Raw genomic sequence first — 21,180 nt, forward strand, 5'->3', positions numbered from 1 at the left:
ATCTAAACGAAACAAAGCCCTTGATAAATCAAGGGCTTTGAATCGACTAATTCCAATAACATACTTAAATATTTTTTTATGTATTAATTACCGTATTTAACAAAGAGACGGTTTAATTCTCAATATGTTACACAATTCATTTATAATTAACAATATCAATACGTTAAGTTACAATAATTTGCAAAAATATTACTGGGTAGTACAATTCAAATGTAAACCCATAAACATTGATTAAGAAATTGTTAACAAAAAATTAATTTAATTTTTCTTTATTTGAAATAGACTAATAAAACCAAACTAAAATGTTCAAAATTATTATCCAGCGGGCACTCCTTGTTTTCGCTCTCGTAGGTTGCATCTCGACAACCGAGGCACAGATTTTTAAAAAGAAAAATAAGAAAACAGAACAAAAAGGTGATCAAAATAAACCTAAAAAGGGTGGCATTGAAGCTTATGAGAAAGTAATCACTAAAGAGGCTAAAACAGACAAAGGCCTTTTTGATGTTCATGAAGTTGATAGTAAATTCTTTTATGAAATTCCAGATTCTCTCTTTAATAAAGAAATGTTAATGGTGAGCCGCATCTCCAAAACAGCTAACGGACTTGGTTTTGGTGGCGGAAAAATTAACACTCAAGTATTGCGTTGGGAAAAGAAAGACAAAAAAGTACTGCTACGTGTTGTTTCTTATGATGTAATTGCCGCAGATTCATTACCAGTACATGAAGCGGTTGTAAATTCTAATTTTGAGCCTGTATTGTATGCTTTTGACATTAAAGCGCTTAAAAAAGATTCGATACATCCTGCAACGGTAATTGAAGTAGGTGATTTATTTGAAAAAGACGTAAATGCTCTAGGAATGCCTGATTTTTACAGAAAAAGGTTTAAGGTTTCTCGTTTAGATAGTGACCGAAGTTACATAGAATCGGTTAAGAGCTACCCTCTAAATATTGAAGCTAGACATGTAAAAACATATTTAGCAAGCGCTGCACCCTCTAACGGTGATTTAGGTTCTATCTCTATTGAGATTAATAACTCGATGATTTTATTACCTGCAGAGCCTATGAAAAAACGTTATTATGACGAACGTGTAGGTTGGTTTGCTCGTGGTCAAGTAGATTATGGTTTAGATGCCCAAGAAAGTAAAACGGTAAGCTTCTTAGACCGTTGGAGATTGGAAGTAAAAGATGAAGATCTTGAAAAATTTCAAAATGGGGAACTTGTAGAACCAAAAAAACAAATTGTATACTACATAGACCGTGCTACACCAAAAGAATGGGTACCTTTTATTAAGCAAGGTATTGAAGATTGGCAAGTAGCTTTTGAAGCTGCAGGTTTTAAAAATGCTATTATTGCAAAAGATCCACCAACTGCAGAAGAAGATCCTGAATGGTCTCCTGAAGACGTTCGTTATTCTGTAGTAAGATATTTAGCATCTCCTGTTCCCAATGCTAATGGGCCCCATGTAAGCGATCCTAGAACCGGTGAAATCTTAGAATCGGACATTAACTGGTATCATAATGTGATGAGCTTATTGCGCAACTGGTACTTTGTACAAACTGCTGCTATAAACGAAGATGCTAGAGGTGTTAAATTCAAAAATGAAGTTATGGGCCGATTAATTCGTTTTGTATCTTCTCATGAAGTAGGACACACGCTAGGATTACCACATAATATGGGAAGTAGCGTTGCCTACCCTGTAGATTCTTTACGTTCTGCAGCATTTACTAAAAAATACGGTACAGCACCTTCTATTATGGATTATGCGCGTTTTAATTATGTAGCACAACCAGGAGATAAAGGCGTTGCTTTAATGCCAGAGATCGGTATTTATGACAAATATGCTATTAATTGGGGATACCGACCAATTTCGGATAAAAATGCTGAAGAAGAAAAGCCTGTTCTAGATCAGTGGATTTTAGCACATGCAGGAGATCCTTTATATAGATTTGGGCATCAACAAGCTGGTGATGTCGTAGATCCAAGTTCTCAAACTGAAGATTTAGGCGATGATGCTGTGAAAGCAAGTACGTATGGGATAGCAAACTTAAAACGTATTGTTCCTAATTTAGCGATTTGGATTGCAGAAGATGGTAAAAAATATGATGATCTAGGTACACTTTACGAGCAAGTATTATCACAATACAACCGTTACATGGGTCATGTTTCTAATAATATTGGAGGTGTCTATGAGAATTATAAAACTTTTGACCAAGAAGGAGCTGTTTATACACCTGTTACTAAAGAACGTCAGAAAAATAGTTTATCCTTTGTTCAAAAAGAATTATTTGCAACACCTGAGTGGTTATTGGATCAAAATATTTTTAACAAAATAGAATATTCTGGATCTGTTGAACGCTTACGCTCGATACAGGTTAGAACATTAGATAATATTTTGAGTCTTGGCAAAATTGCCCGTATCATAGAAAATGAAACGATTAATGGTAAAGATGCTTATGCCTTAACAGAAATGATGAAGGATGTAAGAACAGGCATCTGGTCAGAATTATCAAAAGGAAATAAGATAGATACGTATCGTAGAAATTTACAAAAAGCACATATTGATCGATTGGAGTATTTAATGACAGTGGACACTCCTAAAGGAAACAGAAGTTCTAGTCCTTATGTAAAATCTACTGCACTTAACACAAGCCAATCAGATGTACGTTCTGTAGCTAGAGCTGAATTAAATATTTTAAAGAGAACTATTAAAGCTGCTATTGGAAGAACATCAGATAGCATGAGCAAATATCATTTGCAAGATGCTCTTGTACGTATTGATCAGGTTTTAGATCCTAAATAGAAAAGTTAAACTACTCAAATGCGGATTTGACCTATATAAATCCGCATTTGACAACATTGAAAAGAAAAAAAGGAAACAATAACTTAGCTTTGAGTATCGCTTTAAACCCCCAGATTATGACCAAAAGAATACAAAGCATCGTTTATTTCGCACTATTGATTATTGCATGTCTAGTGTACACTGCTACAGACAGTACTACTGGAGACAATGAGTTCTCTACGAATAAGACTGAAATAATTAAAAAAAATACCATTTCTTTGAATACTTATTAATTACAATACTATACTACGTTATTATGAAGGTGTGAATGAAAATTCATACCTTTTTTTTATTTCCATATCACTTTCTAAGAAAGGCTTGCTACAACTTTCTATAGTTACACCCACAAATAATCAGGCTTTGACAACAATTACTATATTTATGTGTGTATTTTCTTACATTTGTAGTGTAGAAATGAAAACATTATGACCCCGAAACTTAAAAGCCTAATTTTCTTATTCGCATTTATTCTTTGTTCCTTATTATATTACACTCTTGAGGAACAGGATAAAAAAGATTCATTATCCAATAGCGAGAACTTTGCCACCATGCAATTATCCGATATGGAAGATGCTGATGCTTTAGAACAAGCAGAAGAATGAACTATAAGAACTAAACATTCTCCATTAAAAACTATAGCCAGTACTAACATTACTGGCTTTTCTGTTAAATAAAAGTAAATTATTAAACCTTTTAAAAAAGAGCGAGTCAAAAGGTAAAGTAATTTAAATTTTAAAACATGAAAAAAGTAATAGGAGTTCTTGTGCTATTTATAGGATTAAATGCCTTTGCACAGAAAAGAGAAATGAAGAGTGAGATGACTCCAGATCAAATAGCTACATTGTCTACTAAAAAAATGACATTAGCTTTAGATTTAACAGAGAGTCAGCAAGCAAAAATGTATGTATTACAATTAGAGAATGCTACGGAACGCCAAGCAAAAATGGAAGCACGGAAACAAGCTAGAGAAAATGGGGCTACTAAAAACCTAAGTTCTGATCAGCGGTATGAAATGCAATCTAAAATGCTTGACCAAAGAATTGAGCAAAAAAAGAAACTAAAATCTGTTCTAAATAAGGAACAATTTGAAAAGTGGGAAAAAATGCCTCATCATAGAAGAGGAGAACACCACAAAGGAAAACGAGAAAAAGGTGATAAAAAGGGCCACAAAAACAAGGAGCAAGATAATGATTAGGTCGTTTTTGTACGTTTAGTTCACTATATAAAGTCGATAGAAATATCGGCTTTTTTATATTTTAAGGCTTTAAAAATTTAGCAAACCATTTTCCAGAAGATTTTACAATTCTTTCTTGCGTCTCAAAATTTACGTGTATGAGTCCAAATCTTGGCTTATATCCTTCTGCCCATTCAAAATTATCCATTAGAGTCCACACAAAATACCCATCAATTTTCAAACCTTTTTCTTTTGCTTTATACACCTGTTTTAAATATTGTTTAAAAAATTTTCTTCGTTCTATATCATTTACAAAACCATTAGCCACATTATCTTCAAAAGCAGCGCCATTTTCAGTTATAATTATTTTTTTAACTCCTTCGTAGGCGTTAAATTTTTTAATCATTTTATAGATACTCTTAGGGTATACCTCCCAATTCATAACGGTAGTTTGTACGTTACGGTTTTTAGCATCCACAATCTTCGCGCTTAGATAAGGTATAAAATAGCTATGTTTTACAACTTCGCGTGTATAATTTTGTATCCCAATAAAATCAAAGTCAAATACAGCATCTTCAAGATCTCCTGGCTGTATGTATTTTTTTAGTTTTTTAAGAATGGGTGCCGCGGCTACTGGATATCCCAAACCTAATGAAGGCTCTATAAATAATCTATTTAATAGGGCGTCTGCTTTTTCTGCGGCTAAAATATTTTTCTTTTTCTTATTAACGGGAGTAATATATGAGCAACTAAACGTGGTACCAATAGTAGCTCCTGATACTCTTTCTCTCAAAATTCTTCCTCCCGCAGCTTGGCATAGAACAGCATGATGAATGGCTGGCAGAAAATTTTTCAATCCTTTAAGCCCTGGTGCATGTACTCCTAAGAAATGACCTGCTCCGGTAAACACCATTGGTTCATTCAACACCATCCAATGTTTTACCCGATCTCCGAAATTTGTGGCACAAACCGTTGTAAAATACTCAAACCAAGACACAATCTCTCTATTCGTCCATCCTCCTTTATCCTGTAAAACCTGCGGCAAATCCCAATGATATAAGGTAACCCAAGGAATGATATTATGCTCCATGCAAAAATCTATCACCTCATTATAGAACTGTATACCCCTGGCACTTACATCTCCTATGCCCTTAGGCAGTATTCTTGACCATGATAATGAAAACCTGAAATTGGAAATATTCATGGCTTTCATTAATAAAATATCTTCTTTATAACTATGATAAAAATCGCATGCTGTATCGCCAGTTTCATTTTTATGAATTACACCAGGTTTACTAGTGAAAGTATCCCAAATAGAAGGACTTTTATCATGTTTTTCATGAGCTCCCTCAATCTGATAGGCTGCTACAGAAACTCCCCAAACAAAATCTTCTCCGAACTTTTTACTCGTAAATTTAGTTTTTTTGGAAGTTTTGTTCTTAGGCATATTTAACGAGACTTTAAATTTTCTAACAATACTTTATCAATTATAGCTTCGGTAATATCAGGGTAATTAACGGTAACTTTAGTATCACTTAGGATCCATTTCTTAATACGCTTTAAATGCTTGTTCTTAAGAGACCTCATCACAGGGACACCTAATTTCTTAAGTGCCGCAGCGTTACACTGTTGCTCATATTGCCCTTTCATTGGAATGACTAGTAGCTTTTTATTTAAGAATAAAGCTTCTGCTGGTGTTTCAAAACCAGCACCACATAATACCCCCAGACTTGTAGCCATACTCGCAATAAACGCTTCATTAGTTATTGGCATAATAACTACATTACCGCTTTCTACAATTTTTTTATTATGTTTTGAAAAAACCTCCCATTTAGCATTGGGAACTTTTGAAAGCATTTTTAAGATTTTTTCATCGCTATAGGAAGGCAAGTACACGGTATAATGATCCTTTACCTCAACTTTCGCATTGCGAATATCTTGACGTATTACAGGAGTAAAAATACTAGGATTAAAATTACTAAAATGAAATCCGTATTGCTTGGTAGTAGGTGCATACTTTCTCAAAATAAGATGCCCTAAAGGATCTGGTTTCCGGGGTTTAGGACTGCCTTTCATTAAAACTGCAGATTGATGACTAACACTAATACAAGGCTTATTTATTAATTTACACGCCCAAGCAGAAACTGGTTCAAAATCATTTATAATAAGATCATAGTCTTCAATTGGCAAGCTTTTTATTTCTTTTTGAAGTCTTCTTGAATTTGCTCGGATGTAGGTTTTCCATAGATCCACACCACCTTTTTTACCAAAGATAAAACTCAAGCCTTTAAACTTATATTTTACTGGATATGGAATATCAAGATCTCCTTGTGTACCACTTAATAAAATATCTAGCTCAATATCTTTCTTTAATAAAATAGGAATAATATCTCGCGCTCTACTTAAATGTCCATTTCCTGTTCCTTGAATTGCATATAATACCTTCATTCACTTTTGGTTTTAATTGGTTGCAACCAAATTAACTATAGTGAATGAATAAAAAAATTCTACTTCTATTTTATTTAAATTAAAATCTATATACCTATTCATTACAGAAGTAATTTACGTCTTCAAAGATTAAAAAAATAAAGGAAAGTCTTTTAATTAAGGAGTTTAAGAATAAGTTATCTGATTGTAAACAAAAAAGAGAGGCAAAATTGCCTCTCTTTTTTTATTCTAAGATAGTATGTATCCTATTTTAATTCGTCTACAATACTTTCTAAAGCTTTTATCGTTGCATCTAAATCTTCATAAGAAAGTGCATCATTTAGAAAATAGCTCTCAAAGGCGCTTGGCGGTAAATAGATACCGTTACGTAACATTCCATGAAAATACTTTTTAAATGTATCATTATTTCCTTCTGCCGATGACGCAAAATCTACTACAGGTGTATCTGTAAAGTGCACAGAAATCATACTACCAAATCTATTGATCTGATGCTTGACACCATTCTCTTTTAATACTTTTTCTAATCCTTTGTGTAAATATGCTGTTTTATCAGCAAGACTTCTAAAAATATTAGTATTAGAATTTAGAGCCGTTAGCATTGCCAAACCAGCGCTCATCGCTAAAGGATTCCCGCTTAATGTTCCTGCTTGGTATACAGGTCCGTCTGGCGCTAATTTTGCCATAATTTCGTTACGTGCAGCAAAAGCTCCTACAGGAAGTCCGCCTCCAATAACCTTTCCGAAGGTTACGATATCTGCATTGATTCCTAGTACCTCTTGAGCACCACCTTTTGCTAATCTAAAACCGGTCATCACCTCGTCAAAAATTAAAAGGATTCCTTCTTTTGTACACAGCTCTCTTAAGCCTTTCATGAAGTCTTCTTGGGGAATAATACATCCCATATTCCCCGCAATCGGTTCAATAATTACGGCTGCAATTTCTCGCTTATTAGCATCAACTAACGCTTGTACACTTTCTAAATCATTATAATTAGCCAATAAGGTATCTTTTGCTGTACCTTGGGTTACCCCTGGACTATTAGGACTACCAAAAGTAACAGCTCCACTACCCGCTTGAATTAAGAAAGAGTCTGAATGCCCATGGTAACAACCCGAAAATTTAATAATTTTATCTTTTCCTGTATACCCTCTAGCTAAACGCACTGCACTCATACATGCCTCCGTACCGCTATTTACAAATCTAATTTTATCAATATTAGGAACCATAGAAACCGCTAGCTTTGCTAATTCCGTTTCTATTTCTGTTGGCATCCCAAAAGAAGTACCTTTTTTAGCCTTTTCAATTACGGCATTAATAACAGGTTCGTAAGCGTGCCCTAATATTAACGGACCCCATGATGCGATGTAATCTATAAATTTGTTACCATCTTCATCTGTAAAATAAGCTCCCTTGGCTTCTTTGACAAAAATTGGTGTACCACCTACGGCCTTAAAAGCTCTAACAGGAGAATTTACACCGCCAGGAATATATTCTTGGGCTTCCTCAAAAAGTTCACTACTTCTTTTATATAGCATGCTATCTATTATTTTTTTACTGATTTTACTACCAGTTGTTGCCCAATAGCTAAAGAACTAGAGTTCATCTTATTTATTTTCATTAATTCTTCTACGGAAACAAAATACTTTCTAGAAATAGAATATAAGGTATCCCCTTTTTGAACTACGTGTGTTTTATAATCATAGTTCTTTGGTTCTTTCTTGCTAACGTATCCTTCGTTATGAACTAACTTATCATACGTATGCAAATCATATTGCTCAATAAATGAAATTAGTTTACTAGGATACTTTCTATCTGTAGCATAACCCGCTTGTTTTAATCCATGTGCCCAACCTCTATAATCATCATTATCTAAGTCAAAAAGAAAGGAATATCGTGCTCTTGAGGTTAAAAAAATACTATGATCCCTAAAAGAATACATTGGGTGATTGTATTTTCTAAAACATTCTCCTTTTTCATCATCATCATGATAGTCATAATCACCTTCCCAACCGGTATGGCATTTTATTCCAAAATGATTATTAGTTTTTTTCACTAAAGCGCTACGCCCGTAACCACTTTCTAGAATACCTTGTGCTAAAGTAATACTTGCAGGAATCCCGTAGGCCTTCATTTCAAACTGAGCAATTTCAGAAAAGGTATTTATATATTCCTGAACAGAATTTATAGGAAAGTCTATAAATTTACCGGAATCTTCGGGGAGCACATAAAGATTTTCATCAGCCGCCACAACCTCGGCAGGTTTCGCTTCTGATTTACTTACATAACTACCTGGCTTTTTTGAGTTAGAAACTGCTTTTTTATTGGATTTACATCCGGCAAGAAAAACAAGAACTAATAGAAGCGTTACCTTTTTTATCATAATTCTAGTACTGGTAAATTTTTATTTTTTAATACTTTATTCATTCCGGAAATGCCTTGTAGGCCTCCAGTGTGTATGGCTAAGATTTTAGTTCCAGGCTTAAAATAGTCCTGCGCAACCAAATCTAAAATACCGAACATCATTTTACCCGTATAAACAGGGTCTAAAGGAATGGATGTTTTCAATTTAAAATCGTTGATAAAATCTACCAACTCTTTTGAAATCTTGCCATATCCACCAAAATTATACTTTGTTTCTAAAACCCAATTAGATTTCTTTACAAATTTACAAATATCTTTTTTTAGAAAATCACCTTTTAAAGCAGGAAAACCTATCGTTGTCTGATGTTCTCTAGAGGAATTAATAATTCCTGAAATTGTACCACCCGTGCCTACGCAGGTCGCTATCACATCAAAATCTAAATCTTTAATATCTAATATTTCTTCACACCCCAGAACTGCAAGGCTATTTGTACCGCCTTCTGGAATGCGATAAAAGGAACCAAATTCTTTTTTCAAGCCTTCTATAGCTACAAGCTCCTCTTTTCCTCTGTACCAATCTCTTGTAACAAACTTAAATTGCATACCATTAGCATGCGCAAATTTTAAAGTAGGATTCTCTTGCCACTTCTCTTTAAGCTCTTCTCCTCTAATAATACCAAGTGTATTAAAGCCATATTCTTTACCCGCATAAGCAGTTGCTGCTATATGATTGCTATAGGCTCCACCATACGTTAATAGGGTTTTAATACCTCTATTTTCCGCCTCCTTTATATTGTACTTAAGTTTTCTATACTTATTCCCCGAAATAAATGGATGGAGCTCATCTTCCCTTTTTATACAAAGAGTGATCTTTTTATTATTTAAAATTGGAAGCTCTATTTTTTGATTACTACTTATCACTCGTCCATCTTTTTTTGGATAATCAAAGATATTTAATAAAGCTGAATGCACTGCGCGCTTTGGGGTAATTTAAGTTTTTTTCGTTTGCATAAGCTTCACGCTCAAAACTAATGTTTTTATAAGCTTTATAAGAATTTAGATAGCAAATACAACGGATAGCCCATTCTAGTAAATAGAATATATAAAAAAACACCACTAACAATTCTATTTGCTGCTTTAAATGTATTTTTTCATGATTAATTAAAACAATGTCGTCCTTTAAGGCATCATCTTTTACTATAATAAAAGGCCAAAGTGTTAAGCCCACATAATTTTTTACAAAAAAAAGTTTTGAAACTAGAATCATTATAAGGTATTACAATCTATATATTTGTACTGCTAAAAACGTGCCGAAACTCTTTTTTAGGAGTTTTAGCCAAAATTGACACTCGTTTTTAGTTTGCTATTAAAATAAACGTTAAAAATTATTTTAAATTCTATATTCGGCAAAGAAGAATTAAATTTACAAGAACCAGAAGCATCTAAATGAAAAAAATTATCCCTATAGAAGAAGGTGATTTTTACCTTTCGGAACAAGGATATAAAGTTTTCACCGAGAAGTATCACTTAAAACGCGGTTATTGTTGTGAAAGTGGTTGCAGACATTGTCCCTATGGCTACAACTCCAAAACCAATAAGTACACGTAAATCAAGGTGTTTCGGCATGATTCTTGTTATTTCTAATAATTAGAATATATTAATAACCCTTTAATAAAATTTGTTATGAAAACATTTAAAATTTTAGCGCTGCCTATTTTTGCACTGCTGGTATTAAGTTCCTGTAGCTCTGTTCGTGTAATGGCAGATTATGATAAAAAGGCAGATTTCAATACCTACAAAACATATGCTTTTTATAAAACAGGAATAGACAAGGCTCAAATTTCTGATTTAGACAAGAAAAGAATTTTGTATGCTATTGAAGCAGAAATGAGTGCAAGAGGTTTTTCAAAATCTGAAAACCCAGATGTTTTAATAAGCATTTTCACCAAAGAAAGAGAACAAGTAGATATCTATAACAATTACTGGGGTGGTGGCTTTGGATGGGGTTGGAACCCTTATTTCTGGGGAGGACAAAATATGTATGGCAACCAAGTAAGTACCCGTACAGAAGGTTCTTTATATATTGATCTAATTGACGCTAAAGACAAGCAATTGGTATGGCAAGGAAAAGGTGTCGGTTCTTTATACCAAACCAAAAATATAGAAAAGAAAGAGGAACGTATTCAGAAATTTGTTTCTGAGATATTGAAAGCTTACCCACCAATGGCATCCAACTAAAAAATATTTTTTCAAAAATAATAGCGAAAGCAGAACCTATGTTCTGCTTTTTTTATGCCCTAACCGTAGTAAAATCCTACCTATCTATCTGTACTATATTTCGTATCTTTAAGTCGAAAATAAATAAGAAGTATGTCCTACGAAAGCAATCCTATTTTAGATAAACTACCCGTACATTTAAGGCAATTTATTAAACCTCAGGATTATAGCGATTATACCGCCATCAATCAGGCTGTATGGCGCTATGTGATGCGTAAAAACGTAGATTATTTAAGCAAGGTCGCTCATAAATCCTATTTAGAAGGACTCCAGAAAACAGGTATTTCAATTGATGATATTCCTAACATGTACGGCATGAATCGTATTCTACAGGAAATTGGTTGGGCAGCAGTTGCGGTTGATGGTTTTATTCCTCCATCTGCATTTATGGAGTTCCAAGCGTATAATGTGCTTGTGATTGCTTCAGACATACGGCAGTTAGAACATATTGAATATACCCCTGCTCCAGATATTATCCATGAAGGAGCTGGGCATGCCCCAATCATTGCTAATCCCGAATACGCAGAATATTTAAGACGGTTTGGGGAGATTGGCTGTAAAGCTATTTCTAGTGCAAAGGACTATGAATTGTATGAAGCTGTGCGGCACTTATCAATCATTAAAGAAGCCCATGGCACACCACAAAATGAAATTGATACTGCTGAACAACTAATTGAAGACTTGCAGTTGACTATGGGAGAACCTAGTGAGATTGCACTGATCCGTAATTTACACTGGTGGACGGTTGAGTATGGTTTGATTGGTACTATAGACAATCCTAAAATTTACGGCGCAGGCTTGCTTTCTTCCATCGGAGAAAGTGCTTGGTGCATGACGGATGATGTTAAAAAAATTCCATATGCTATAGAGGCGGCACATACTTCTTTTGATATTACAAAACCACAACCTCAACTTTTTGTTACGCCTGATTTTGCTTATTTAAGTCAAGTATTAGAAGAATTTGCCAATACAATGGCCTTGAGAAAAGGTGGCTTATCTGGAATTAAAAAATTGATTAATTCTAAGGAATTAGGGACTATTGAATTAAGTACAGGAATTCAAATATCAGGAAATTTTGAACAGGTTATTGAATTTGAAAACAAAGCAGTTTATTTTCAAACAACCGGAAAAACGGCACTCTCCTATCGCGAAAAAGAACTTGTAGGCCATAGCACAAAACACCATTCTAATGGTTTTGGTTCTCCTATAGGCAAGCTAAAAGGAATTAATTTAGCGATTGAAGATATGAGCCCTAGAGACTTAAAAGCTTACAATATCTTTGAAGGACAGACCATTACACTAGATTTTGAAGGAGGCATAAAGGTTCAAGGAGAAATTATAACAGGCACCCGTAATTTACGAGGAGAAATTATTTTAATTACTTTTGATAATTGTACGGTGACTAATGGCACTACTGTATTATTTAAACCAGCGTTTGGTTTGTACCATATGGCGATTGGAGAACATATTGCTTCAGCTTTTAATGGCCCTGCAGATTTAGCTAGTTTTGATTTGATTACCCATAAAGTGACCAATACCACTATTAAGCCTACTAAAAACGATCAAAGTATCTTACTAGAGCAATACTACCAACAAATTAGAGAATTTAGAGAAGGCAAAAACACAACGATTTCTAGGAATAAAGTTTTTCAGGAAGTAAAACATAACTTCCCTAAAGACTGGTTACTTTCTATTGAATTGTATGAATTAGCAAAATCTAACAATGACATTGAATTTGCTACAGAAATTTTAGCACACTTAGAAGAAGTAAAACAGAATAACCCAAATGTGGGTCGTTTAATAGACGATGGATTAGTATTAGTGAATCAAAGTTTGGTGGTATAACTTACCCTTTAATCAAATCTGGTAAGTTCCCATGTACAGTTTCCCCTTTGTATTCTAGAGTCCACCCTAAAGAATTGGTTAAGATATAGAAATTAGAGAGTTCACTTAATAACCTGTTTTGCGCATTGGTTTTTAAGGAAGAGTTCTCTACCTTTTTCATTAAAGAGGCACGCACATTCTTCTTAATTTTATTATAGTCATTCGCATTAAACTGATTCAAATAATCTGCTGTAACATCATAATACTCAAAATCTGGATTCAATTTAATTTCTGGTTCTGGAATACTTTTGATTAAAAGCGTTTTTGTTTCTTCATTAATTTCAAATTCAATTTTACTTAAATCATAGGCAACCGTAACATCTGCATTTACAACGACCAATGCTTTTTTCTCCGCCGTAATTAAGGGTCCGAAAAGCTGTTGCGAGTCTTTATAGTTGTACACTTCGGCAAAATGACCCTCGGTCACCACTAATTTTGATACATTTTTGATAGACTCCTGAATGAGCATGGAGTTTTCCTTTAAAATAGATTTCTCTTTTGAACTATCTGAACAAGAACGAAAAATAAATACTAAGGCTAGCGTTACCACAGCTCCTATAATGATGTTTTTCATAGATTAAATTTCATAAATGGATATTCTTTCTGAACACTCGTTATCTTACTTTCTAAGGCTTTTAAAAACTTTTGATGCTGTTCTGACTTCGGATTAAAAGCCCTGTGGGATAATCCTCGTTGAATGATATCAATTCCATTAATTATACCAAAAACCGTTTCAGAAACCCAAACTGCTTTAAATTTCTCCCAAATATAAGTAATAGCCAAATTATTTGGGTGTACCATATCTTCTGCATAAAAACGATAATCCCGAAGTTCATCCATCATAAGTTCATAGCTCGGAAAATAGCTATACCCCTCTCCTCCTCTTTTAATTACTTGATGTATAGCCGTAATTAAATGCGCCTTACTTTGTTGGTTTTCTATAAATCCGTCTTTTATATGACGTACGGGCGATACGGTAAAAATAAATTGAACAGTACTATTAACGGTTCTAATACGCGCAATAATCCGTTCTAAACTTTCTTGAATAACACCTACGGAAAGCAAGTCTTTACTAAACTCCTTTTGAGGTACTTTATGACAATTTGCAACCACGTTCTCCGTACTTAAGTTTTTATACCCCCAAGCGGTGCCTAAAGTAATGATCAAGTGCGATGCCTGTTTAAGCTGTTCTTGAGTAACCTTTAAGCCCTTATTTAAATTAGCTAATAACGCTTCTTTAGTATTTGCAGATAAATCTGAATGCGCATCAAAACACTGCCACTTTTCATTTAAATAAAAAATATCATCCTCTGTATAATACGCATCGCTTAGTGCTCTAAATATCAAATTTTCTATCGCTAGCGGATGGAATAAAATTCCGAAAGGATTTTGAACCGACTGGAATTTAAAGTACGTAAACCTATCTCCAATATTTTCAACAAAACAGGAGCCTAACAATAATAACTGACTATTGTAGTCAATTTGATGTTTGGCTTTCGTTAAGGGAATTTCTGTTTGGAGTTTCATTTTTTTAAATCAAAAAAGGCTTAGTACCTACCCAAAGGTACACTACTAAGCCTTTTATTGTTATCAATATCCGTTTCTAAATGAACGTAAAAGCTGAATCAGCTATTATGCTAGGTAATTCTTTGCCTGCTCTAACGCTTCTGCAATACCTTCTGGATTTTTACCCCCTGCAGTTGCAAAAAATGGTTGGCCGCCGCCGCCGCCTTGAATTAGTTTTCCTAACTCACGGACTACCGTTACAGCACTTAACTCTTTATTTGCAACCAATTCTTTTGAGATGTAACAAGATAATAAAGCCTTACCTTCATTTTCTGCAGCCAATAATAAGAATAAATTATCCTTATTTTGTCCCATTTCAAAAGATAAATCTTTAATTCCCCCTGCATCTAAATCTACTTTCTTTGCTAGAAAATCAATTCCGTTTATAGATTGAATTTCATTAAGCAAATCGCCTTTTAAATTCTTAGCCTTATCACGCAATAAACCTTCTACCTCTTTCTTTAGTTTTGCATTTTCTTCTTGTAAGCTACTCAGTGCTTTTACAGGGTCTTTACTATTGTTCAGTAAATGCTTAACTTCAGAAAGCACATTGTTATTCTCTGAATAGAAATCTTTAACGGCATCAGAAGTTATCGCTTCTATTCTTCGGATACCCGAAGCTACAGCGCCTTCAGATTTTATTTTAAAATGCCAAATATCTCCTGTGTTTTTTACATGTGTACCTCCACAAAGCTCAATAGATTTTCCAAAACGAATAGTTCTAACAGCATCACCATATTTTTCTCCAAATAAGGCCATAGCCCCTTGTTCAATTGCAGTTTGCATAGGTATGTTTCTACCTTCTTCTAAAGGCAAGTTTCCTTCGATACGCGCGTTTACAAAACGCTCTACTTCAGCTAACTCATCAGCCGTCATTTTTGAGAAGTGAGAAAAATCAAAGCGTAAATATTTAGAATGTACCGCAGAACCTTTTTGTTCTACATGGGCTCCTAAAATTTCACGTAAGGCTTGGTGTAATAAATGGGTGGCAGTATGGTTTGCTTCCGTTCTTCTGCGTTGTTTTTGATCTACTACGGCTTTAAAAGTTTCCCTTACTTCTTTTGGTAGGTTTTTTGCAAAGTGAATAGTTTCATTATTCTCTTTCTTGGTATCTAAAATGTAAATAACATCGCCATTGGCTGCTTCTAAATACCCTTTGTCACCTACTTGACCACCACCTTCTGCATAGAACGGCGTTAAATTGAAAACGAATTGATATTGCTCTCCATCTTTCTTAGAAGTAACTTTTCTATATTTTACCAATTTTACATTGGATTCTAGAAACTCATACCCTATAAACTCCTGTTCTAAATCTGATGAAAGTACCGTCCAATCTTCTTTCGAAATTTCTGATGCAGAACGGGAGCGTTTCTTTTGCTCCTGCATAGCAACATCAAACCCTTTTTCATCTAAATTAAGCCCTCTTTCGCTTAAAATCAACGCGGTTAAATCTATAGGAAATCCAAAAGTATCATACAATTCAAAAGCTTTTCTACCATCAATAATTTTAGTATCAGCATTCGAAATTATAGAATCTAAAAGCACTAACCCTTGATCTAAAGTTTTCAAGAACGAGTGTTCTTCTTCTTTAATGACATTCTCAATAAGCTGCTTCTGATTTTTAAGCTCAGGAAATGCTGCGCCCATACTATCACAAAGCACATTTACCAAACGGTACATAAAAGGTTCTTTCGTGTCTAAGAAAGTAAACCCATACCGAATAGCTCTACGTAAAATTCTACGAATTACATAACCAGCACCTGTATTACTTGGTAATTGCCCATCTGATATAGAAAAAGATACCGCACGGATATGATCTGCTATTACTCGAATAGCTATATCTATTTTTTCATCCTTACCATAGGTACTTTTGGTAATAGCTTCTATCTCTCTAATGATTGGTGTAAATACATCGGTATCATAGTTAGATTGTACGCCTTGCATTACCATACACAAACGTTCAAAGCCCATTCCTGTATCTACATGCTTTGCAGGCAAAGATTCTAATTGACCGTTTGCTCTACGGTTGTATTGCATAAATACCAAATTCCAAATCTCTACTACTTGTGGGTGATCATTATTTACTAATGATGCTCCAGAAACTTTAGCTTTTTCTTCCGCAGATCTAATATCTACATGAATTTCAGAACAAGGTCCGCAAGGGCCTTGATCTCCCATTTCCCAAAAATTATCCTTTTTATTTCCGAATAGTATTTGAGATTCTGGTACAATATTTTTCCAAAGCGCTAATGCTTCTGAGTCTTGATCTAAATTATCAGCATCTTTACTACCTTCAAAAACAGTAACATAAAGACTTGTTTTATCAATCTTACAAACGTCCGTCAAAAATTCCCAAGCCCACGTAATGGCTTCTTCTTTAAAGTAATCCCCAAAACTCCAATTTCCCAACATCTCAAACATCGTGTGGTGGTAGGTATCTTTCCCTACTTCCTCTAAATCATTATGCTTACCACTAACGCGCAAACATTTTTGAGTATCCGTAACGCGAGTATCTTTAGGAACTGTATTCCCTAAAAAGAATTCTTTAAACTGGTTCATCCCAGCATTTGTGAACATTAACGTTGGGTCATCTTTTATAACCATAGGAGCAGAAGCAACTATTTTATGTTCTTTGTCCTTAAAAAATTCTAAAAATTTTGATCGTATCTCTTGAGATTTCATCTGTAATTGTTTAATGCTTTTAGCACACTCTTATAAACTTAGCGTAAGAATTATCTCAATTTCTTCTTCTAACTAAAAGAAAATGATGACAAAAACTTAAGCTTTTGATAAATTTAAGAGAATCTACAAAACTATTTTTATATTTGTTTGTTACGTTTATTTCAAAGCACAAAAATAGGATAAAATCCATTTATGTCTAAAGTAAAATATTATTACGATCCAGATACGTTATCGTATCGCAAAATAGAAGCAAGAAAATCTAGAAAATACAGGAACATTGGTCTGTTTTTACTAGGTTCTTTTTTGTTTGGTCTTCTAGGCTTAACAGTGTTATTAAATACCAATTTTATCAATACTCCAAAAGAATTGTCTCTGCAACGCGAATTGCGAAACTACGACTTACAGTTTGAGTTGTTAGATAAAAAGATGGAACAAGTTGAGCAAGTCTTAACCAATATAGAGGATCGCGACAACAACATTTACCGCATCTATTTTGAAGCTAACCCTATTCCTGATGAACAAAGAAGAGCAGGATTTGGTGGTATAAACCGGTATAAGTCATTAGAAGGATTTAATAATTCAGAAATGATTATTGCCTCTACAAAACGAATGGATATTATTCAGAAGCAAATGGTTATCCAATCAAAATCTCTAGATGAGATTACCAAACTAGCAGAGGAAAAAGAAAAATTACTAGCAGCAATACCCGCTATACAACCTATTAATAATGAAGATTTAAGAAGAATGGCTTCAGGATACGGCTGGCGTTCAGATCCTTTTACAAAAGCAAGAAAGATGCACTGGGGAATGGATTTCTCATCGCCAAAAGGGACTCCCATTTATGCAACAGGTGATGGAAAAGTTACCCGTGCAGATAGTAATTCTTCCGGGTATGGTAATCATATAAGAATTGATCATGGTTTTGGCTATGTAAGTCTATATGCTCATATGAGTAAGTATAATGTCACTGCTGGCAAAACAGTAAAACGTGGCGATTTAATTGGCTTTGTTGGAAGCACAGGACGCTCTGAAGCACCCCATCTTCATTATGAAGTATTTAAAGACGACCAACGTATTAATCCAATTAACTTCTACTATGGAAGTTTAACTGCAGAAGAATTTGCTAATATGCTAAAAACGGCATCGCAAGAAAACCAATCATTAGACTAATGCATATAGAACTCCCTGAAAAAAGATATTACGGCATTGGCGAAATTGCGAAAGCATTTAACGTAAACACTTCGTTAATTAGATTCTGGGAAAAAGAATTTGATGTACTTCAGCCTAAAAAAAATGCTAAAGGCAACAGAAAATTCACCCCTCAGGATGTAAAAAACTTGCAACTCATTTATCACTTGGTAAAAGAACGCGGTTTCACCTTAGAAGGTGCTAAAACCCATTTAAAAGAAAACAAGAGTCAGACATTATCCAAATTTGATATCATACATAAGCTAGAAGGTATAAAAGCCGAGCTTGTGAAAATTAAAAATCAATTATAAAAAACAAACTAAAAATATATAAAATGAAAAAAGGACTTATCGGGATTATTGTTGTTGTAGCTATAATTGCCCTTTTCGGAATGTGGTATGTTAGCACAAACAATACCCTTGTAGAAATGAAAGGACAAGCTACTAAGCAATGGGCAAACGTAGAGAGCTCTTACCAGAGGCGTAGCGATCTTATTGGTAATTTAGTTAAAACAGTGCAGGGTGCTGCAGATTTCGAAAGAGGAACGCTTACAGACGTTATTGAAGCTAGAGCTAAAGCTACTGCTACCAATATTGACGCAAGTAACTTAACTCCTGAAAAAATGGCTGCGTTTCAAGAAGCTCAAGGCGGATTGACAGGTGCTTTAAGTAAATTAATGGTCGTTGTAGAGCGGTATCCAGAATTAAAAGCAAATCAGAATTTCTTAGACTTACAGTCACAATTAGAAGGTACTGAAAACAGAATTAATGTGGAAAGAAATCGTTTTAATGACCTAGCAGGAGACTACAACATCAAAATTGCACAAATACCCACTAATATTATTGCAGGGATTGCCAACTTTGACCAAATGCTATTATTTTCATCTAATGCTGGTGCAGAGAATGCTCCTGATGTAAATTTTGATTTCAAATAAGGTACTATGTCTAAAGTAGAAGAATTTTTATCGGCTAAAGAAGAACAAGAAATTGTTCAGGCAATTATTGAAGCGGAAAAAAATACTTCTGGTGAAATAAGAGTCCATATTGAAGCTCATACCGAATTAGATCATTTTAAGCGCGCAGAAGAAGTTTTTCATGTTCTAAAGATGGACAACACCAAAGATGCAAATGGTGTATTGATCTACGTTGCCGTGCATGATAAAAAATTTGTTATTTGCGGCGATAAAGGTATTGATAAGGTTGTCCCAAAAGATTTTTGGGATACCACAAAGAATGTTATCCAAGAACAATTTAAGCAAGGAAACTTTAAACAAGGCATCATTGATGGCATTTTAAAAGCTGGAAAAGAACTTCACGGTCATTTTCCTTGGCAACATAACGACACAAATGAACTTAGCAATGAAGTTTCTAAAGGGTAACGTATTTTTTTTATTTCTATTCTTATCTACCCTAGCCTTTGGTCAGTTTACTATTCCAGAAAAACCAGGCGTACAAGAAGGGGTATATGACTACATAGACCTGCTATCTACTTCGCAAAAAAACAGCTTAGTCCAGAAATTAAAAAACTACGCAGATAGCACTTCAACACAAATTGTGGTGGTAATAATTGGTTCTACAAAAGGAGAAGAAATTAATTATCTAGGTGCACAGTGGGGACAAAAATGGGGTATAGGCCAAAGTGATACCGATAATGGTGTTTTATTGATTCTAGCTAAAGATGACCGTAAAGTAGCCATCAACACAGGTTACGGAGTAGAAGGCTCCCTTACCGATGCTATGTCTAAACGTATTATAGAACAAGTAATCATTCCTGAATTTAAAACAGGCGATTATTTTGGAGGGATAAATAAAGGTGCAGATGCTATTTTTAGTGTCCTAACCGGAGAGTTTCAAGAAGACAGATCATTTAACAACACCTCTTTCCCTTTTCAGAACCTATTTCCATTCGTTATCTTCATAGTTATCATCATTATCTTATCTAACAAGAATAAAAGAAATGGCGGCGGCAAAAATGGCGGTAATAAATCTGGAGGCTTCAGTATCTGGGACGCTATTATATTGAGCAACATGGGACGTGGTGGTCATAGTTCTGGAGGAGGCTTTGGTAGTGGCGGAGGCTTCGGAGGAGGCGGTGGTTTCGGCGGAGGCTTCGGAGGCGGAGGCTTTGGCGGAGGCGGTGCATCCGGAGGTTGGTAACAACTCTTCATTCCAGTAAGCAACCTTTCTTATATTTCGCATCTTTTAAATAAACCCCATCATGTATAAAACCCTAACAGTACTTTTCTTAGCCTTTTTTTTAATTCAATGTGACAGCAAAAGCGAATCTTCAATTACAGATTGTAGTGCCGTAACCTGTCTATCAAATAATTTTAAGATGATTATCATTGATGAAGCTACAGGAAACAATCTAATAGAAAACGGCAGCTACACGGCTTCTAATATTACCATTTTTGACGAAGCGAGTATGAATGCCTCATTTTCTGTAAATGCTACCGAAGAAACTCCAGGCATATATCTTGATATTGATATCTTGGAGAGTCAAGAAAAAAGTTATACTGTTAATTTAAAAACCGATGCTTTTTTTACCATGAATATGGATATAGAAAAAACAGGAGATGGTAGTGAGTGTTGCGGAATTGATAACGACGTAAACAGTATTTCTGTAAGTGGGGCTACAAGCGAAATAAACTTAAGCGATAGATCCGTAACAATTTTTATTAATTAATATTTTAATATAAGATATAAAAAGAGGGCTAATTTCTTTACTAGAAATTAGCCCTCTTTTAGGTTTTAAGCTTTT

At 34.5% G+C, this 21,180-nt stretch carries 22 protein-coding genes; 13 read left to right on the forward strand and 9 right to left on the reverse strand.

Annotated elements, in window-relative coordinates; translation table 11 throughout:
- Nucleotides 1–302 precede the first annotated feature (302 nt).
- From CELAL_RS03905 to CELAL_RS03910, 4 genes are all read left to right on the forward strand, one after another.
- A complete protein-coding gene (locus tag CELAL_RS03905) occupies nucleotides 303–2,801 on the forward strand; it encodes a zinc-dependent metalloprotease (RefSeq protein ID WP_013549611.1) in 2,499 nt (832 codons plus the stop codon).
- A gap of 116 nt (nucleotides 2,802–2,917) precedes the next feature.
- The gene (locus CELAL_RS22290) at nucleotides 2,918–3,073 is read left to right on the forward strand and encodes a hypothetical protein (RefSeq protein ID WP_169311396.1); all 156 of its coding nucleotides are present in this window, start codon (nucleotides 2,918–2,920) and stop codon (nucleotides 3,071–3,073) included.
- A 192-nt stretch (nucleotides 3,074–3,265) separates the two neighbouring features.
- Complete coding sequence (locus tag CELAL_RS22295; protein WP_013549613.1) at nucleotides 3,266–3,442, forward strand: hypothetical protein; 177 nt, start codon at nucleotides 3,266–3,268, stop codon at nucleotides 3,440–3,442.
- A 137-nt stretch (nucleotides 3,443–3,579) separates the two neighbouring features.
- The gene (locus CELAL_RS03910; RefSeq protein WP_013549614.1) at nucleotides 3,580–4,035 is read left to right on the forward strand and encodes a hypothetical protein; all 456 of its coding nucleotides are present in this window, start codon (nucleotides 3,580–3,582) and stop codon (nucleotides 4,033–4,035) included.
- A 61-nt stretch (nucleotides 4,036–4,096) separates the two neighbouring features.
- On the opposite strand, the gene CELAL_RS03915 is transcribed toward CELAL_RS03910, so the two are convergent.
- The 6 genes from CELAL_RS03915 to CELAL_RS22835 form a co-directional block, all read right to left on the reverse strand.
- Nucleotides 4,097–5,461, reverse strand: a complete 1,365-nt coding sequence (locus CELAL_RS03915; protein WP_013549615.1) for a GH1 family beta-glucosidase — start codon at nucleotides 5,459–5,461, stop codon at nucleotides 4,097–4,099.
- 2 nt (nucleotides 5,462–5,463) lie between these two features.
- Nucleotides 5,464–6,462 carry a glycosyltransferase family protein gene (locus CELAL_RS03920; RefSeq protein WP_013549616.1) on the reverse strand — a complete coding sequence of 333 codons (999 nt, stop codon included), beginning with the start codon at nucleotides 6,460–6,462 and terminating at the stop codon, nucleotides 5,464–5,466.
- Between the two features lie 245 nt (nucleotides 6,463–6,707).
- Nucleotides 6,708–7,997, reverse strand: coding sequence for a glutamate-1-semialdehyde 2,1-aminomutase (hemL, locus tag CELAL_RS03925; protein ID WP_013549617.1), 1,290 nt, complete (start codon nucleotides 7,995–7,997; stop codon nucleotides 6,708–6,710).
- Between the two features lie 8 nt (nucleotides 7,998–8,005).
- Entirely contained in the window at nucleotides 8,006–8,842 is an 837-nt protein-coding gene (locus tag CELAL_RS03930; RefSeq protein WP_013549618.1) for a glucosaminidase domain-containing protein, read from the reverse strand.
- The gene (locus tag CELAL_RS03935; protein WP_041557933.1) at nucleotides 8,839–9,744 is read right to left on the reverse strand and encodes a 1-aminocyclopropane-1-carboxylate deaminase/D-cysteine desulfhydrase; all 906 of its coding nucleotides are present in this window, start codon (nucleotides 9,742–9,744) and stop codon (nucleotides 8,839–8,841) included. Before CELAL_RS03935 ends, CELAL_RS03930 begins: the two co-directional genes overlap by 4 nt.
- A gap of 22 nt (nucleotides 9,745–9,766) precedes the next feature.
- Complete coding sequence (locus CELAL_RS22835; RefSeq protein ID WP_013549620.1) at nucleotides 9,767–10,090, reverse strand: hypothetical protein; 324 nt, start codon at nucleotides 10,088–10,090, stop codon at nucleotides 9,767–9,769.
- Nucleotides 10,091–10,269: 179 nt separating this feature from the next.
- Between CELAL_RS22835 and CELAL_RS22300 the strand changes: the two genes are divergently transcribed.
- The 3 genes from CELAL_RS22300 to CELAL_RS03950 all read left to right on the forward strand — a co-directional run bounded on the left by CELAL_RS22300 (nucleotide 10,270) and on the right by CELAL_RS03950 (nucleotide 12,945).
- Nucleotides 10,270–10,431 carry a DUF5522 domain-containing protein gene (locus CELAL_RS22300; protein ID WP_013549621.1) on the forward strand — a complete coding sequence of 54 codons (162 nt, stop codon included), beginning with the start codon at nucleotides 10,270–10,272 and terminating at the stop codon, nucleotides 10,429–10,431.
- 75 nt (nucleotides 10,432–10,506) lie between these two features.
- Nucleotides 10,507–11,061, forward strand: coding sequence for a DUF4136 domain-containing protein (locus CELAL_RS03945; RefSeq protein WP_013549622.1), 555 nt, complete (start codon nucleotides 10,507–10,509; stop codon nucleotides 11,059–11,061).
- A gap of 132 nt (nucleotides 11,062–11,193) precedes the next feature.
- Nucleotides 11,194–12,945 (forward strand): aromatic amino acid hydroxylase, encoded by a 1,752-nt coding sequence (locus CELAL_RS03950; protein ID WP_013549623.1) that lies wholly within the window; start codon nucleotides 11,194–11,196, stop codon nucleotides 12,943–12,945.
- A 1-nt stretch (nucleotide 12,946) separates the two neighbouring features.
- Here the strand turns inward: CELAL_RS03950 and CELAL_RS03955 are convergent, their stop codons facing one another.
- The 3 genes from CELAL_RS03955 to alaS all read right to left on the reverse strand — a co-directional run bounded on the left by CELAL_RS03955 (nucleotide 12,947) and on the right by alaS (nucleotide 17,232).
- The gene (locus CELAL_RS03955) at nucleotides 12,947–13,558 is read right to left on the reverse strand and encodes a DUF4230 domain-containing protein (RefSeq protein ID WP_013549624.1); all 612 of its coding nucleotides are present in this window, start codon (nucleotides 13,556–13,558) and stop codon (nucleotides 12,947–12,949) included.
- On the reverse strand, nucleotides 13,555–14,511 hold the full coding sequence (locus tag CELAL_RS03960; protein ID WP_013549625.1) for a GSCFA domain-containing protein: 957 nt from the start codon (nucleotides 14,509–14,511) through the stop codon (nucleotides 13,555–13,557). Before CELAL_RS03960 ends, CELAL_RS03955 begins: the two co-directional genes overlap by 4 nt.
- 105 nt (nucleotides 14,512–14,616) lie before the next feature.
- On the reverse strand, nucleotides 14,617–17,232 hold the full coding sequence (gene alaS, locus CELAL_RS03965; RefSeq protein ID WP_013549626.1) for an alanine--tRNA ligase: 2,616 nt from the start codon (nucleotides 17,230–17,232) through the stop codon (nucleotides 14,617–14,619).
- A gap of 192 nt (nucleotides 17,233–17,424) precedes the next feature.
- On the opposite strand from alaS, the gene CELAL_RS03970 reads away from it, so the two are divergent.
- From CELAL_RS03970 to CELAL_RS03995, 6 genes are all read left to right on the forward strand, one after another.
- Nucleotides 17,425–18,402, forward strand: coding sequence for a M23 family metallopeptidase (locus tag CELAL_RS03970; protein ID WP_013549627.1), 978 nt, complete (start codon nucleotides 17,425–17,427; stop codon nucleotides 18,400–18,402).
- Nucleotides 18,402–18,731 carry a MerR family transcriptional regulator gene (locus CELAL_RS03975; protein ID WP_013549628.1) on the forward strand — a complete coding sequence of 110 codons (330 nt, stop codon included), beginning with the start codon at nucleotides 18,402–18,404 and terminating at the stop codon, nucleotides 18,729–18,731. The genes CELAL_RS03970 and CELAL_RS03975 overlap by 1 nt, the downstream gene beginning before the upstream one ends.
- Nucleotides 18,732–18,754: 23 nt before the next feature.
- Complete coding sequence (locus CELAL_RS03980) at nucleotides 18,755–19,354, forward strand: LemA family protein (protein WP_013549629.1); 600 nt, start codon at nucleotides 18,755–18,757, stop codon at nucleotides 19,352–19,354.
- Nucleotides 19,355–19,360: 6 nt separating this feature from the next.
- Nucleotides 19,361–19,798 (forward strand): TPM domain-containing protein, encoded by a 438-nt coding sequence (locus CELAL_RS03985; protein WP_013549630.1) that lies wholly within the window; start codon nucleotides 19,361–19,363, stop codon nucleotides 19,796–19,798.
- Nucleotides 19,779–20,576: a TPM domain-containing protein gene (locus CELAL_RS03990; RefSeq protein WP_013549631.1), complete on the forward strand. Its 798-nt coding sequence runs from the start codon at nucleotides 19,779–19,781 to the stop codon at nucleotides 20,574–20,576. Before CELAL_RS03985 ends, CELAL_RS03990 begins: the two co-directional genes overlap by 20 nt.
- Before the next feature lie 61 nt (nucleotides 20,577–20,637).
- A complete protein-coding gene (locus CELAL_RS03995) occupies nucleotides 20,638–21,105 on the forward strand; it encodes a hypothetical protein (RefSeq protein WP_013549632.1) in 468 nt (155 codons plus the stop codon).
- Nucleotides 21,106–21,180: the final 75 nt, after the last annotated feature.

Source organism: Cellulophaga algicola DSM 14237 (genome assembly GCF_000186265.1).
Taxonomy (GTDB): domain Bacteria; phylum Bacteroidota; class Bacteroidia; order Flavobacteriales; family Flavobacteriaceae; genus Cellulophaga; species Cellulophaga algicola.